The sequence below is a fragment of the Caenibacillus caldisaponilyticus genome, from assembly GCF_002003465.1.
Classification (GTDB): domain Bacteria; phylum Bacillota; class Bacilli; order Bacillales; family Sporolactobacillaceae; genus Caenibacillus; species Caenibacillus caldisaponilyticus.
Map to the genome: position 1 here is coordinate 55,574 of NZ_BDDQ01000027.1, position 15,242 is coordinate 70,815.

12 protein-coding genes are annotated in these 15,242 nt (G+C 55.0%); 1 reads left to right on the forward strand and 11 read right to left on the reverse strand.

The annotated features are described in order from the left end of the window. Positions 1–17: 17 nt before the first annotated feature. From polA to citZ, 4 genes are all read right to left on the reverse strand, one after another. Positions 18–2,672, reverse strand: a complete 2,655-nt coding sequence (gene polA, locus CCB157_RS08660) for a DNA polymerase I (RefSeq protein ID WP_439951314.1) — start codon at positions 2,670–2,672, stop codon at positions 18–20. A gap of 207 nt (positions 2,673–2,879) precedes the next feature. Continuing rightward, positions 2,880–3,815 (reverse strand): malate dehydrogenase, encoded by a 936-nt coding sequence (mdh, locus tag CCB157_RS08665; protein ID WP_077615515.1) that lies wholly within the window; start codon positions 3,813–3,815, stop codon positions 2,880–2,882. Positions 3,816–4,075: 260 nt separating this feature from the next. Continuing rightward, entirely contained in the window at positions 4,076–5,344 is a 1,269-nt protein-coding gene (gene icd, locus CCB157_RS08670; RefSeq protein ID WP_077615516.1) for an NADP-dependent isocitrate dehydrogenase, read from the reverse strand. 107 nt (positions 5,345–5,451) lie between these two features. Then, complete coding sequence (citZ, locus tag CCB157_RS08675) at positions 5,452–6,570, reverse strand: citrate synthase (RefSeq protein WP_077615517.1); 1,119 nt, start codon at positions 6,568–6,570, stop codon at positions 5,452–5,454. 245 nt (positions 6,571–6,815) lie between these two features. On the opposite strand from citZ, the gene ytvI reads away from it, so the two are divergent. Then, positions 6,816–7,964, forward strand: a complete 1,149-nt coding sequence (ytvI, locus tag CCB157_RS08685; protein WP_158077254.1) for a sporulation integral membrane protein YtvI — start codon at positions 6,816–6,818, stop codon at positions 7,962–7,964. A 29-nt stretch (positions 7,965–7,993) separates the two neighbouring features. On the opposite strand, the gene CCB157_RS08690 is transcribed toward ytvI, so the two are convergent. From CCB157_RS08690 to ystJ, 7 genes are all read right to left on the reverse strand, one after another. Continuing rightward, entirely contained in the window at positions 7,994–8,383 is a 390-nt protein-coding gene (locus tag CCB157_RS08690) for an FxsA family protein (RefSeq protein WP_077615520.1), read from the reverse strand. A 1-nt stretch (position 8,384) separates the two neighbouring features. After that, positions 8,385–8,804 (reverse strand): acyl-CoA thioesterase, encoded by a 420-nt coding sequence (locus CCB157_RS08695; RefSeq protein ID WP_143286983.1) that lies wholly within the window; start codon positions 8,802–8,804, stop codon positions 8,385–8,387. A 142-nt stretch (positions 8,805–8,946) separates the two neighbouring features. Continuing rightward, a complete protein-coding gene (pyk, locus tag CCB157_RS08700; RefSeq protein WP_077615522.1) occupies positions 8,947–10,701 on the reverse strand; it encodes a pyruvate kinase in 1,755 nt (584 codons plus the stop codon). Between the two features lie 180 nt (positions 10,702–10,881). Next, positions 10,882–11,841, reverse strand: a complete 960-nt coding sequence (gene pfkA / locus CCB157_RS08705) for a 6-phosphofructokinase (RefSeq protein WP_077615523.1) — start codon at positions 11,839–11,841, stop codon at positions 10,882–10,884. A 169-nt stretch (positions 11,842–12,010) separates the two neighbouring features. Continuing rightward, positions 12,011–12,988 carry an acetyl-CoA carboxylase carboxyltransferase subunit alpha gene (locus CCB157_RS08710; RefSeq protein WP_077615524.1) on the reverse strand — a complete coding sequence of 326 codons (978 nt, stop codon included), beginning with the start codon at positions 12,986–12,988 and terminating at the stop codon, positions 12,011–12,013. Beyond that, the gene (gene accD, locus CCB157_RS08715; protein WP_077615566.1) at positions 12,973–13,788 is read right to left on the reverse strand and encodes an acetyl-CoA carboxylase, carboxyltransferase subunit beta; all 816 of its coding nucleotides are present in this window, start codon (positions 13,786–13,788) and stop codon (positions 12,973–12,975) included. Before accD ends, CCB157_RS08710 begins: the two co-directional genes overlap by 16 nt. 106 nt (positions 13,789–13,894) lie before the next feature. After that, positions 13,895–15,133 carry an NADP-dependent malic enzyme gene (ystJ, locus tag CCB157_RS08720; RefSeq protein WP_077615525.1) on the reverse strand — a complete coding sequence of 413 codons (1,239 nt, stop codon included), beginning with the start codon at positions 15,131–15,133 and terminating at the stop codon, positions 13,895–13,897. Positions 15,134–15,242 lie beyond the last annotated feature (109 nt).

A 15,242-nucleotide genomic window follows, 5' to 3' on the forward strand; every position in this document is an offset into this window, starting at 1 on the left:
GCCGGGGGACTGTCCCCCTATTTGGCGTCGTACCAAGTGGGACCGTAGGCGATGTCGACGACGAGGGGGACTTTCAGCTCGACGGCGTTTTCCATGACTTCGGGGACGATGCGTTTGAGCCGTTCGATCTCGGCCTTCGGCGCTTCAAAGATCAATTCGTCATGGACTTGAAGCAGCATCTTCGCTTTCAATCCTTCCGCCTTTAAGCGCTTGGCCATGTTCACCATCGCCAGCTTGATGATGTCCGCGGCGGAACCTTGTATGGGCGTGTTCATCGCCGTCCGTTCCGCAAAGCTGCGCCGGTTGAAATTGCGGCTTGTAATATCGGGCAGATAGCGGCGTCGGTTAAGGAGCGTCGTGACGTAGCCGTCGCGCTTGGCCTTTTGGACGATGTCGGTCATGTACGCCTTTACGCCAGGGAAGCTTTCCAAATATCGATTGATAAATTCTCCGGCTTCTTTGCGGGTGATCCCGAGGCTTTGCGACAAGCCGTAATCGCTGATGCCGTATACGATGCCGAAGTTGACCGCTTTGGCGTGCCGCCTCATGAGCGGCGTCACTTCATCCGGGCGGACGCCGAACACGTCCGCGGCCGTTTTCGTATGAATGTCCATCCCATCTTTAAAGGCCTGGATGAGATTGTCGTCTCCGGCGATGTGCGCGAGCACGCGCAGTTCGATTTGCGAATAGTCCGCGGAAAAGATCACGGCATCCGGCTCCGAGGGAATAAAGGCATTGCGGATTTTCCGGCCTTCTTCAAGCCGGACCGGAATGTTCTGCAGGTTCGGGTCCGTCGAACTCAGCCGCCCGGTCTGCGTGAGCGCCTGTCTGAACATGGTGTGAATGCGGCCGGTTTTCGGATGAATGACCTTCAGCAACCCTTCGATGTACGTCGACTTCAACTTGCCGAGCTGTCTGTAGTCCAAAATCTTGTCGATGATCTCATGGCTTCCTCTCAACTTTTCCAACACATCGGCCGACGTGGAAAATCCCGTCTTCGTTTTTTTCACCGGAGGCAGATTCAGCTTGTCAAACAGGATCTCGCCGAGCTGTTTCGGCGAATTGATGTTGAACTCCGTTCCGGCCAGTTCATGAATTTGCCGCTCCAATTCCGCGATCCGTTCATCCAAATCGACGCCCATTTCCTTGAGGGCCGACGGACTGACGGTGACCCCCGTCACTTCCATATCGGCGAGGACGCCGGAGAGCGGCATCTCCAGTTCGGCGAACAATTCGTACTGCCGGTTATCCTCAAGCTCCTTTTTTAATATCGGGCGCAAATCGAGCAGCGCCTGGGCTTTGCGGACAAGGTGGTCGGCCAGTTCGTCCCGGCTCGGAACGCGGCGCTTGGCGCCTTTGCCATAAAAAGCTTCCTCGCCGTAAACGTATTTGATGCCTTTGTGCTTGGCGATGTCGGCGAGCTCGCGGTTGGATTCCGACGGATCGATCAAATACGACGCCATGTTTACATCAAAATCGACGCCGCCCAGCTCAAGCCCGTGCCAATGCAGCACGACGGCATCGCGCTTGGCATCGAACACCGTTTTTTTGACGTCGGTACGCGCCAGCCATTTTTTAAAAGCCTCGGAAGCCAGTCCGGCCTCCACCGGAATGAACCAGCGCCCATTCGGATTGGCGACGGCAAAGCCGAGGATATCGGCAAAATGGTAATTTTCCTCCGACGTCTCGACGATGAGCGCGGCCTCTTCCGTGAAAACGTCCGCGGCGTCATCCGGATTTTCGAGAATCGCAAAACCGATGTCGGTTCCCTTCGCTTCTTCCGCAATCGTTTCTTCGGCGCCGATTCGATCAAGGAGCGAGTGGAATTCCAATTCTTTAAACAGCGAGATGAGCGGTTCGTTAAACGCTTTTTTATAAACGAGATCGTTCAAATCGACATCAATCGGCGCATCTGTGGCGATGGTGGCGATCCGCTTGCTCATCAGCGCCAGTTCTTTGTTTTCTTCCAGCTTTTCCCTCAGCTTTTTGCCGGTGACGGCATCGAGGTTTTCATAGACGCCTTCGACCGTTCCGAATTGCTTGAGCAGCTTGATGGCGGTCTTTTCGCCGACGCCCGGCACGCCTGGGATATTATCCGACGGATCGCCCATCAAGCCTTTGAGATCGATGATTTGCTTCGGCGAAAGCTCATATCGTTTATACACTTCGGCGGCGTCGTAATCGACGATGTCCGCGATGCCTTTGCGGGTCAACACGACGTGGATGCGATCGTCGACAAGTTGCAGCATGTCTTTATCCCCGGTGACGACCTTGGTCAAAAACCCGCTGTCCTGGGCCCGCTTCGCCAGCGTCCCGATGATGTCGTCGGCTTCGTACAATTCTTTTTCGTAACGCTTGATGCCCATCGCGTCGAGCACTTCACGGATGAAAGGAAGCTGCTCCGACAGCTCCGGAGGCGTCTTTTGCCGTCCGCCTTTATATTCTTTATACGTCTCGTGGCGAAACGTCGTTTTCCCGGCGTCAAAAGCGACGAGCATGTGGGTCGGCTGTTCTTCCTCGATGATGCGGAACAGCATGTTCGTAAAGCCGTAAACGGCATTCGTGTAGACGCCCTTTTCGGTGTTCAAGAGCGGGAGGGCGAAAAACGCGCGGTAGGCGATGTTGTTGCCGTCGATCAGCACGAGCTTGTCCATGGAAACAACTCCTTGCATTTCGGATATGGCCACCGTTTATTCTTTTTCTATCATACCGTTTTTGCGATCGAGAAAAAAGCGGGGCGAATGGATGCAAGCGATGAGATGATGAATCAAGCCTAAAAGCGGAGAGGGAGGCGATGAACGGCAAACCGACGATCGGGCGATCCATGCGGCCGGAAATCATAAAAAAACCCGGCCGCGCGGGCCGGGGAGGTGTAAAGATTAAAGCAATTTCATGACCTTTCTGACGGATTCGGCGGATTTGTCAAGCGCCGCTTTTTCTTCTTCCGTCAGTTCAAGTTCGATGACTTTTTCCAAACCGTTGCCGCCGAGGATGACGGGAACGCCGAGGTACAGATCATGGTAGCCGTATTCGCCTTCAAGATAGGCGATCGCCGGCAAAATGCGGCGTTTATCTTTTAAGATCGCTTCGACCATTTCCGTGAGCGAAGCCGCCGGCGCATAGTAAGCGCTGCCGTTTCCGAGCAGGTTAACGATCTCGCCGCCGCCTTTTCTCGTCCGTTCCACAATCGCGTCGAGCCGATCTTTCGGAATCAATTTTTCAAGCGGAATGCCGCCTGCATAGGAATAACGGACGAGCGGCACCATGTCGTCGCCGTGGCCGCCGAGCACGAAACCGCTGACATCCTCCACGGAAACATTGAGCTCTTGGGCGACGAACGTGCGGAAGCGCGCCGTATCGAGCACGCCGGATTGGCCGATGACGCGGTGTTTCGGGAATCCCGATTCCTTGAAAACGGTGTACGTCATCGCGTCGACCGGGTTCGTCAAGACGACGATGATGGCGTTCGGCGAATATTTGACGACTTCTTTGGTCACCGACCGCATGATGTTCGCGTTGGTCGAAACGAGATCGTCACGGCTCATGCCGGGCTTGCGGGCAATGCCAGCCGTGATGACGACGATATCGGAATCTTTCGTCTCTTTGTAATCGGAAGTACCGACGACATTGGCATCAAATCCGAGCACGGGGCTTGATTCAAGCATGTCGAGCGCTTTGCCTTTCGTCGGGTTTTCCATTTGCGGAATGTCGACCAAGACGACGTCGGCGAGTTCTTTTTGGGCGATGAGAAAAGCGGTGGTCGCTCCCGTAAAACCGGCGCCGATGACCGATACTTTTTTGCGTTTGAGCGTCATAATGGCTCCCCCTTTGCGAGTGTGTTGGACGTCCCGCGGCCGGGTGATATCCCGGTCGTGTTTTCTTATGGTAACCGGCCCGCGGGGGCCGTGGGACATCTTGGTTGATCGAATTTTAAACCATTCCCAAGCCGTTTCCCTTTTGTCAACATATCGAGAGGGATGTGCGGCTTCCCGATCCCCGCGTCGGGCCCGGCCCGATCGCCGCACCGGATCGCCATCCAGCGGCGCGCCGGGCCGGCCTTTGCGGGTGCGGAAGATTACATGTTTTGGATTAAAGCATCGGCGAACTCGGAACATTTGACTTCTTTTGCGCCTTCCATCAGGCGGGCGAAGTCATAGGTCACCACTTTGCTTTCAATCGTTTTTTCCATCGCTTTGATGATCAATTCGCCGGCTTCACGCCAATTCAAGTGTTCGAGCATGAGCACGCCGGAAAGAATGACCGACGACGGATTGACTTTGTCCAGGCCGGCGTATTTCGGGGCCGTGCCGTGGGTCGCTTCGAAGACCGCGTGTCCCGTTTCGTAATTGATATTCGCGCCCGGCGCGATGCCGATGCCGCCGACTTGGGCCGCCAGCGCATCGGAGATATAGTCGCCGTTCAAGTTCATCGTCGCGACGACATCGAAATCTTCCGGACGAGTTAAGATTTGTTGCAGGAAAATATCGGCGATGCGGTCTTTGATGATGATCTTGCCGGCTTGGATCGCTTCTTCCTGAGCTTTGTCGGCCGCTTCACGCCCTTCGCTTTCGGCGATGCGGTCGTATTGGGCCCAGGTGAACACTTTGTCGCCGAATTCTTCTTCCGCGACTTCGTAACCCCAGTTTTTAAAGGCACCCTCGGTGAATTTCATGATGTTGCCCTTATGGACGAGGGTGACGCTTTTTCTTCCCTCTTTAATCGCGTAGTTGATGGCGGCGCGCACGAGGCGTTTCGTGCCTTCTTCGGAAATCGGTTTAATGCCGATGCCGGACGTTTCCGGGAAACGGATTTTTTTGACGCCCATTTCGTTTTGCAAGAAGTCAATGAGCTTTTTCACTTCTTCGGTGCCTTTCGCGTATTCGATGCCGGCGTAGATGTCTTCCGTGTTCTCGCGGAAAATGACCATATCGGTTTTTTCCGGATGCTTCACCGGAGACGGCACGCCTTTGAAATAGCGGACCGGGCGCAAGCACGTAAACAAATCGAGCTCTTGGCGCAATGCCACGTTCAGCGACCGGATGCCGCCGCCAACCGGCGTCGTCAGCGGGCCTTTAATCGCGATGATGTACTCGCGGATCGTCTCCAGCGTTTCCGCCGGCAGCCACTCGCCCGTTTGTTTATATGCCTTTTCGCCGGCGAGCACTTCTTTCCAAACGATCTTCCGCTTGCCGTTGTACGCTTTTTCAACGGCGGCGTCCAACACGCGGGATGCGGCCGCCCAAATGTCGGGGCCGGTGCCGTCGCCTTCGATAAAGGGAATGATCGGGTGATCCGGAACGTTCAGTTTTCCGTTTTCTACCGTAATGCGTTCTCCGTTTGCCACGTCGTAAAACCTCCTAAGATGTATGGATTCTCGAAAATGGGATGCCGCGCGAAAAGGAGGGGGGATTTCCCCCTCCGCAATCAGCCGGCTGTCCGGAACTCCCGCGTTTACTTACGGTCTTCGATCGGCACGTATTCGCGGGCTTCCGGGCCGACATATTCGGCGCGCGGACGGATCAAGCGGTTGTTCGCATATTGTTCAAGGATATGGGCCAGCCACCCGGAGACGCGGCTCACCGCGAAAATCGGGGTAAAAATGTCGTGCGGGATGCCGAGGCTGTGGTAGACGGTCGCCGAATAAAAATCGACGTTCGGCAACAGCCCTTTTTCTTTCTTCATGATCTCTTCAATTTTCACCGACATCTCGTACCATTTTTTCTCCCCGTTCATTTCGGTCAGCTGTCTCGACATCTCTTTCAAATGTTTGGCGCGAGGATCTCCCGTTTTGTATACCCTGTGGCCGAAGCCCATGATTTTTTCTTTGTTCGCAAACGCCTTTTCAAGATACGATTCGACGTTTTCAATCGAACCGATTTCCTTCAGCATCTTCATGACGCGTTCGTTGGCGCCGCCGTGCAGCGGCCCTTTCAACGCGGAGATCGCCGCTGTCACGCCGGAATAAATATCGGACAAGGTCGCGACCGCAACGCGGGCGGTAAACGTCGACGCGTTCAGTTCATGATCGGCGTGAAGAATAAGCGCTTTATCAAACGCTTTAATTTCAACGTCGTTCGGCTCTCGTCCAAAGAGCATGTAGAGGAAATTGGCGGCTAAGCTTAAATCTTTGCGCGGGGCGATGGGGTCTTTACCGTCGCGAATGCGGGTAAAACCGGCGACGATCGTCGGCAGTTTCGCTTGCAGGCGAATGGCTTTACGCTTGTTGGCCTCGTCGCTCATATCATCGGCTTCGTCGTCGAACAACCCAAGCGCGGAAACCGCCGTGCGCAACACCGCCATCGGGTGGGCGTTCTTCAATGGATAGGCTTTCATTTGTTCGAATATTTCAGCCGGAACGTCGGCATTTTCCGCCAACTCTTTCTTAAACGCTTCGAACTCGTCCCGGTTCGGGAGTTTATCGTACCACAATAAATAAACGACTTCCTCAAAAGTCGACCGGTCGGCGAGATCGTCTATGTTATAGCCCTTGTATCTCAGTACGCTGTTCACGATGGAACTGATCGCCGAAGTGGTGGCGACGACCCCTTCTAAACCGCTAGTGGCTGGCATATGAACTCCTCCTTCGAATTTCTCTCATTTTGCGCCATTAGTAACAACAAAAAATTTGTTAATGCAACGGCGAAATCCACATACAATTATAAACAACCTAAACTTTTTTGTGAACAAAAAGAATCTCAAAGCGGCGTCCCGCGATTCCACAATCATTCTAAAATGACCGTCCCGGCAGCGAATGCCGGAGGAAAAAAGGACAAGATAGGCCTTGAGTTTTCCGGTCTGAAAGGTTGGGATTGGCCGTGAAATCAGATGAGATCGATCGTGTCGCGCACGGCATTTCCGTATGTTTTCGCTTCGTTTATGTGACGGGAACCGCCGGACTTATAGGTTTGAGCGCATACCTTGTTTTCCAATACGCCCGGCCGTTTGTGATCGCCTTTTTTCTCTCCATGATCATGCAGCCGATCGTGCAATGGTTTGTGGACAAATGGCATTGGCCGCGCGGCATCGCCGTCTTGACGGTGATGGTCGGATTGGGCGGGGGCGCCGTCGGCCTCATGGTCTGGCTGGCCCTGGAAATGATCGACGGCATCGCGTCTCTTTTGCGCGTCGTTCCAGGCCACGTCACGGCGCTCATCGAAAGCGGACAAACGTATTTTTTCCGTCACTTGTTCCCCCTATGGGAGCGCTTAAACGACATCGTTCAAACGATGGACAAGTCCCAACAGGATGCGGTTTACGGCCGCTTAAAAGATATCGGCAGCGAGGCCGCCGGCCTCTTGAATGACATGGGGATTAAAATCGTCGGCGCCTTGACGAAATGGGTGCTCTCTTTTCCGAACATGCTTTCCACCCTCGCGTTTTCCGCGCTCGCGACCTATTTCATCAGCAAGGACTGGCCGGCCTTGGCCGCCTATGTGTCCTCAAAAACCGGAAAACCGTTTCACCGCACGGCCGGAAGGGTATATCGCGAATTCCGGGAAGCGGTGATCGGCTACGCGCGCGCCCAAACGGTGATGGTCGCTTTGACCGGTCTCACGGTATTCATCGGTCTCTCGCTCCTGGGCGTCAACGACGCCTTCACCATTGCGCTCATCACGGCGACTGCCGATCTCATGCCCTACATCGGGACGGGCATCATCTTCATCCCATGGGCGATCTATGCGTGGCTGTCGGGCTTGGCGTTTCTCGCAGCCGGCCTCGGTCTCATTTATCTTGCGACCATCCTCCAACGACAATTCATCGAGCCGAAGCTCTTATCTTCTTCCATCGGTTTGAGCCCTCTCGCCACGCTCGTGGCGATCTTCGCCGGTTTCCGGCTCGGGGGATTCGCCGGCATGATCGCCGGGCCGTTCGCCATGGTCATCCTTCATTCCTTGCTGCGCGCCCGCGTGTTTCACCAGCTGTGGGCTTATATTTTATTCGGAGCGGATAAAGAGAATCGTTGAAGCGCGCCAACGGGGATTCAGCCGCTTCGCTACCGCCTGTACATAAAAAAGAACGGCCGGTTCAAAAGGCGTCGCAAGAAACGGTCGCGGATCAGGCGGGCCGCCTTCCGGCGCAAAGGAGGAATGAGAAGGGCAATCCCGGCCAGATCGGAAAGAAAACCCGGCAGGATGAGGAAAACGCCCCCGACGAACACCAAAAAGCCTTCCAACAGGGCATCTCCCGGAATGCGCCCGCTCTGAAGTTCCTCACGGATCCGCCGGAATATGGCGACGCCTTGATGTTTGGCCAACTGCAAGCCGACCGCCCCCGTCAAGAGGATGGCGGCAAACGTCGGCCAGACGCCGAGAAAGCGGCCCGAGGCGATGAGCAGTAACAATTCAACGGCGACCCATAAAACCAAAAAGGGAAAGACTCTCATGTTACGCTTCCTCCACGCACTGCAACAGGCGTTCGTGCAGCTCCGGCCAAACGCTTTTCAACTTGACCGGCCGCAGCTCGGTATTCGTCCAGCAATGTTCGGTATGTCCTTCGGCGATCAGCGCCCCGTCGGCTTCGCGCACCGCTTTGTAATGGAACTTGAGGCGCACGCCGTTGTAAGCGGCAATCGACGTTTCGATCGCGATGACGTCCTCATATTTGGCCGGCGTTTTATAAGACACGTCAGCGCCGATCACCGGCAAATAGAGCCCTTCTTTTTCAATTTCGGCGTACGATTTGTCCAATTTCCGAATGAAGTCGGTGCGGCCGACTTCAAACCACGTTATGTACACGCTGTGATGGATAATGCCCATTTGATCGGTTTCGGCATATCTCGCCCGCAGGGTCGTGACCGATTTCATCTCTCTCCCTCCTTCCGCACCTTTCGCTCCCAGCATAAGCATACTCCAAAACAACGGCGAATGTAAAAAATGCGCCCCATGGCCGCACAAAAAAAGTCCTCGAATTATTTTTAAAGGGAGGGGAAACCCCTCCCGATCCTCACTATAGCACTTTGGCATGACCGTTATAAATATTTCCGCGTTCCGCGTCGACCGTAATTTCTTGGCCGCTTTGCACAACTTCTGTCGCCTTTTCGACGCCGACGATCGTGGGAATGTCAAGATTGATGCCGACGACGGCCGCGTGCGACGTGAGGCCGCCTTCTTCCGTGATGATCGCGGCGGCTCGTTGAATGGCGGGCATCATGTCGCGGTCGGTCACCTTTGTCACCAAAATGGCGCCGTCGGGCATGTGGGCATTGGCCTCTTCGGCGCTTGTCGCGACGAAAGCGGGACCGGTCGCCGATTTGCGGCCGATGCCTTGACCTTTCGCCATCACGCGCCCCACCACATGAACTTTCAGCAAGTTGGTCGTCCCGACCTCGCCGACCGGCACACCCGCAGTGATGACGACGAGATCGCCGCGGCGGACGAGTCCGCTGTCTAGCGCGCGATCAACGGCGGCTTCCAACATTTCATCGGTCGTTTTCGCCGGTTTTCCGAGAAGCGGCTGCACGCCCCAGACGATCGTCAAACGGCGCAGCGACCGTTCGCTGTTCGTCACCGCCACGATGTCCGCTTTCGGGCGGTATTTGGAGACGACGCGCGCCGTATGGCCGCTCACGGTCGATGTAATGATGGTCGACACGTTCAAGTTCAATGCCGTGTTGGCAACCGCTTGTCCGATCGCGTCGGTGATCGTCGTTTCGCTCGCCCGGCTTCTCGCCTCGAACATATCGCGATAATTCAAGGCTTTCTCGGTACGGGCCGCAATCCGGTCCATCGTCTTCACGGCTTCGATCGGATAATCGCCCGCCGCCGTTTCACCGGAAAGCATGATCGCGTCCGTGCCATCGAAAATGGCGTTGGCGACGTCGCTCGCTTCGGCGCGTGTCGGACGCGGATTTCTTTGCATCGAATCGAGCATTTGCGTTGCGGTGATGACCGGTTTTCCGGCTTCGTTGCATTTCTTGATCAACATTTTTTGGACGAGCGGCACTTCTTCCGCGGGGATTTCCACGCCGAGATCGCCGCGCGCCACCATCAGCCCGTCTGAAACGCTGAGGATTTCGTCGATGTTCTCGACGCCTTCCGCGCTTTCGATTTTCGGAATGATCATGATATGTTCGGCGCCGTTGTTTTCAAGCAGTTCGCGAATCTCCAGGACATCGGAAGCCCTTCGGACGAAGGAAGCGGCGATGAAATCGATGCCTTGCTCAATGCCGAAGAGAATGTCGTTTTTGTCCTTCTCGGTGATGCCCGGCAAATTGATGCTGACGCCCGGGACGTTGACGCCTTTTTTGCTCTTCAATTCGCCGCTGTTCAACACCTTCGTGACGATTTCCCGTTCTTTTGTGTCGACGACTTCCAGTTCAATCAGCCCGTCGTCGAGCAAGATTTTCGAGCCGGGATGAACGTCTTTCGCCAGCCCTTTATAGGTGACGGAAATCTTTTCGCTGGTGCCGAGGCAATCTTCCATGCTGATGATGAGTTGCTGTCCGCTTTCCAACAGCACTTTTTCCGTCGCCATGTCACCGGTGCGGATTTCTGGCCCTTTCGTGTCGAGCAAAAGGCCGACGGTTTTCCCCGTGATCTCCGCCGCTTTTCGGATGTTGGCGATGCGGCGGCCGTGTTCTTCATGATTGCCGTGGGAAAAGTTCAACCGGGCGACATTCATGCCCGCTTTTATGAGCTCCACAAGCGTTTCGACGCTTTCACTCGCCGGTCCGATCGTACAAACGATTTTAGTCTTTCTCATGATCATTCCTCCCGAAAATACATGACCTGTTCCATTCTTGCTGCCATAAATTAAAAAGCTGACCGTTTTGTGTCGGGAACGTTTATGAGGAAACGGCGGCGCGCCTGAAAGAAAAGCTCCGGATCCGCGCCGCTTGCTTTGTATAAATCTAAAAGAATGAGTGCGCCCGCAAGATTTCGGTTAAATCGAGAGTTCTCGGGCGAGCTGAACGAGGGATTCCTCCACGTTATGGCGATCTGTCAAAACGTCGCGGATGTCATTGACGACGATTTGGTTGTTGCGAATCCCGACCATTTTTCCGGATTCCCCGTTCAACAACAAGTCGACCGCTTTGGCCCCGAGGCGGCTGGCGAGCACGCGGTCGAACGCGGTCGGCTGCCCGCCCCGTTGAATGTGGCCGAGAACGGTGACGCGCGTTTCAATGCTCGCCTTTTCTTTCAGCCGCCGAGCGACGTCGCCCGCCGTGGAAACCCCTTCGGCGACGATGATGATGCTGTGGCGTTTGCCGCGCGCCCGGCCTTGCTCGATCCGTTCGATGATCTGATCGATGTCTTGCGGCGATTCCGGGATAAGAATCGATTCGGCGCCGCCAGCAAGCCCGGACCAGAGCGCGAGGTCGCCAGCATCCCGGCCCATCACTTCGATGATAAATGTTCTTTCGTGAGAAGTGGCCGTGTCGCGAATTTTGTCGATGGCGTCGATGATCGTATTCAACGCCGTATCAAACCCGATGGTAAAATCGGTCCCCGGGATGTCGTTGTCGATCGTACCGGGCACGCCGACGGCCGGGAACCCTTCTTCACACAATTTTAATGCGCCGCGGAAAGAGCCGTCGCCGCCGATGACGACCAAGGCGTCAATCTCATGCTTTTTGAGCTGTTCAATCGCCTGCTTGCGGCCTTCTTCCGTCTTGAAGGCTTCGCAGCGCGCGCTGTACAACATCGTTCCGCCGCGGTGAATGATGTCGCCGACAGAACCCAATTCCAATTTTTCCATTTTACCTTCGATCAAACCGGCATACCCTTGGTAAATGCCGTAAACTTCGAGACCGTGATAAATGCCTTTGCGAACCACCGCGCGGATCGCCGCGTTCATTCCCGGGGCGTCCCCGCCGCTCGTTAATACGCCAATTCTTTTCATATGCTTTCTCACCTTCTATGTAGGACTTCTTGAGTCTATAATATAATAGTTTTTTTTACCGTCGGAGCGTATGAAAAACATCACTATGCACCGATATTATTCGTTACATTGCCCCGAACGATTCCAACTTTTTATGATAAAAATGTGCCTCCGTAAAAGGAAGCACATTTTATATTTGAGCGATGGAATCGGTTACACTCTTATATTTTCCGATCTTGCGATACTTTTCCAGCCTTTGTTCGACGAGCTCGTCGGCGGTAAGGCCGCTGAGTGCCTGCAAATTCCTGGAAATTGCTTCATCGATCCGCTCGGCTTGCGCTTTGACGTCATGATGGGCTCCGCCGGTGATTTCGGGGATCACTTCATCGACAATGCCCAGCTCTTTTAAGTCGGGGGCGGTAATTTTCATCGTCGTCGCCGCCCGTTCAGCAAGGCTGGCATCCCGCCAGAGCAACGCCGCGGCGCTTTCCGGCGCAATGACGGAATACCAGGAATTCTCAAGCATCAAGAGCCGGTCACCGACGCCGATGGCCAGCGCCCCGCCCGATGCGCCTTCACCGATGACCACGCAGATGATCGGCACGCGCAAGGCCGCCATTTCAAAAAGATTGCGCGCAATCGATTCCCCTATGCCGCGCTCCTCGGCGGTCTTGCCGGGAAATGCCCCTTTCGTATCGATAAACGTGATGACCGGTCGCCGGAATTTTTCCGCCTGTTTCATCAGGCGAAGCGCTTTCCGGTAGCCCTCGGGATGGGGCATGCCGAAATTGCGGCGAAGATTTTCCTTCGTATCTCGGCCCCGCTGTTCGCCAATGATGGTGACCGGCCGGCCGTGAAAATTCGCGATCCCGCCGACGATCGCGGCGTCGTCGCCAAATAACCGGTCGCCGTGGCATTCGATGAAATCGGTAAAAAGGTAAGGGATATAATCAAGCGTCGTCGGGCGTTCCAAGTGACGGGCGACTTGAACGCGTTCCCAAGGGTTCATGTTGCCGTATATTTCGGCCTCCAACTCTTTCAGACGTTGTTTGAGCCGCTCGAGCTCTTCGGACAAATCGATGTCCTTTTCTTCCATAAAACGCTCGAGTTCTTTAATTTTTTCCTTCAGTTCGATGATCGGTTTTTCAAACTCTAACCCTTGAACCACGCTTCTTCACCTCCCGTCGCATGGAGCGCAAGCACTTTTACAAGCGTCTCCTTCAATTCGTTGCGGCTGACGACGCGGTCAATCTGGCCGTGTTCCAATAAAAACTCGGCCGTCTGAAAATCATCGGGGAGTTTTTCACGGATGGTCTGCTCAATGATCCGGCGGCCGGCAAAGCCGATCAACGCGCCCGGTTCGGCAAAAATGTAATCGCCGAGCGAAGCGAAACTGGCCGTCACCCCGCCCGTCGTCGGATGGGTCATCACGATGATGCTCAGTCCGCCGTTGTTGCTGAACCGTTTTAAAACCGCGCTCGTCTTCGCCATTTGCATGAGGCTTAGGGCGCCTTCCTGCATGCGCGCGCCGCCGGAAGCCGTAAAGATAATGATCGGCAAGCGGTGGGCGTCGGCGTATTCGATCGCCCGGGCTATTTTTTCTCCGACGACCGATCCCATGCTTCCCATTCTGAAGCGGGCGTCCATGACGGCGATGACCGTCTCAAAGCCTTCGATTTTGCCCTTACCGGTGACGACCGCTTCGTTCAACGACGTTTTTTCGCGGTCTTTTGCCAGCTTCTCTTCATAGCCCGGAAATCCGAGCGGGTTTTCCGAGGACAAATCGCGGTCGAATTCGACAAACGTGCCTTCATCCAACAAGCTTTCCAGGCGTTCCGGGGCCGACATTTGATAATGATAACCACAGGATTGACAGATATATAAATGCTTTTTGAGTTCTTTCGTATACATGATCTTTTTGCATTTTGGGCATTTCTTCATAATGCCTTCCGGAACGTCTTGCTTCATCGAACGAGAAGGGACGGTCGCATATTTTTTCTTCTTGTTAAAAAGTAACAATCGCTTTCACCTTCTTTGTCACCCGCTCGTGCTCGTCCATGGATGCTTCCTCCGATCAATCCTTACCGATGTATGCCAGCTTACGGGTTTTTTCGGCAATGTCTTCGGGATTGACTTGTTTGCGCGCCACGCCGGTTTCCATCGCCGCTTTGGCGACGCTCGCGGCCACCGATGGGGCGACGCGCGGGTCGAACGGTGCGGGGATGACGTAATCGTCCCGCAATTCTTCATCCGACACCAAACCGGCGATCGCATACACGGCGGCGACCTTCATTTCCTCGTTGATGTGGGTGGCGTTGACATCCAACGCGCCGCGGAAAATGCCGGGAAAAGCGAGGACGTTGTTGATCTGGTTCGGATAATCCGATCGGCCGGTGCCGATGACCTTGGCGCCCGCTTCTTTCGCCTCTTCGGGCATGATCTCGGGCACGGGATTGGCCATCGCAAAAATGATCGGATCATCGTTCATCGAACGAATCATGTCTTTGTTCAAGGCGCCGGCGACGGAAACGCCGATGAAAACGTCCATGCCTTTGATGACGTCTTCCAGGCTTCCTTGCAGCCGGTCGCGGTTCGTCAGTTTGGCGATCTCGTTTTTGACGTCATTCATCCCGTAACCGCGGCCTTCATAGATTGCCCCGCGGGAATCGCACAGGATGATATCCCGGACGCCGAAGCGCAGCAAGAGTTTGATGATGGCGATGCCGGCGGCGCCCGCGCCGTTGACGACGACCTTGATCTCCGTCATCTCTTTGCCGACGATTTTCAACGCGTTGACAAGCCCGGCGAGGGTGACGATCGCCGTGCCGTGTTGATCGTCGTGGAAAACCGGAATGTTCGTTTCTTTCTTCAGCCTTTCCTCGATGATAAAACAGCTCGGCGCCGCAATGTCCTCAAGATTGATCCCGCCGAACGTCGGCTCGAGCAGTTTCACCGTGCGCACGACTTCATCGATGTCCGTCGTGTTCAGGCAAATCGGAAAGGCGTCGACGCCGGCAAAGCTTTTGAAGAGCACGGCCTTGCCCTCCATGACGGGCATGGCGGCCTCCGGGCCGATGTTGCCGAGGCCGAGCACGGCCGTCCCGTTGGAAACAACGGCGACGGTGTTGCCTTTCATCGTGTACCTATAAACTTCGTCCTTCGAATTATAAATCTCCTTGCAAGGTTCAGCGACGCCCGGCGAATACGCGAGGCTCAAGTCATGAGCATTTCTGACGGGCACTTTCGGGGTCGTCTCCAGTTTGCCCTGATGGACTCTATGAATATGTAACGCTTCCTCACGCGTCGTTGCCAAGGTATCCACGCTCCTCGTAATTAAGGAAGTCCACTCCCCGTGACCAATTTATTATATCAAACAACGGCGGGGAATAAAATGAATATTCATTTTGCCCGATGACGGCCGC

Coding starts and splice junctions, on each gene's coding strand:
- mdh (WP_077615515.1), bottom strand. CDS start 3,815: ATGACGCTCAAACGCAAAAAAGTATCGGTCATCGGCGCCGGTTTTACG.
- pyk (WP_077615522.1), bottom strand. CDS start 10,701: ATGAGAAAGACTAAAATCGTTTGTACGATCGGACCGGCGAGTGAAAGC.
- accD (WP_077615566.1), bottom strand. CDS start 13,788: ATGAAGCAAGACGTTCCGGAAGGCATTATGAAGAAATGCCCAAAATGC.
- citZ (WP_077615517.1), bottom strand. CDS start 6,570: ATGCCAGCCACTAGCGGTTTAGAAGGGGTCGTCGCCACCACTTCGGCG.
- CCB157_RS08695 (WP_143286983.1), bottom strand. CDS start 8,804: ATGAAATCGGTCACGACCCTGCGGGCGAGATATGCCGAAACCGATCAA.
- polA (WP_439951314.1), bottom strand. CDS start 2,672: ATGCAAGGAGTTGTTTCCATGGACAAGCTCGTGCTGATCGACGGCAAC.
- CCB157_RS08690 (WP_077615520.1), bottom strand. CDS start 8,383: ATGAGAGTCTTTCCCTTTTTGGTTTTATGGGTCGCCGTTGAATTGTTA.
- pfkA (WP_077615523.1), bottom strand. CDS start 11,841: ATGAAAAGAATTGGCGTATTAACGAGCGGCGGGGACGCCCCGGGAATG.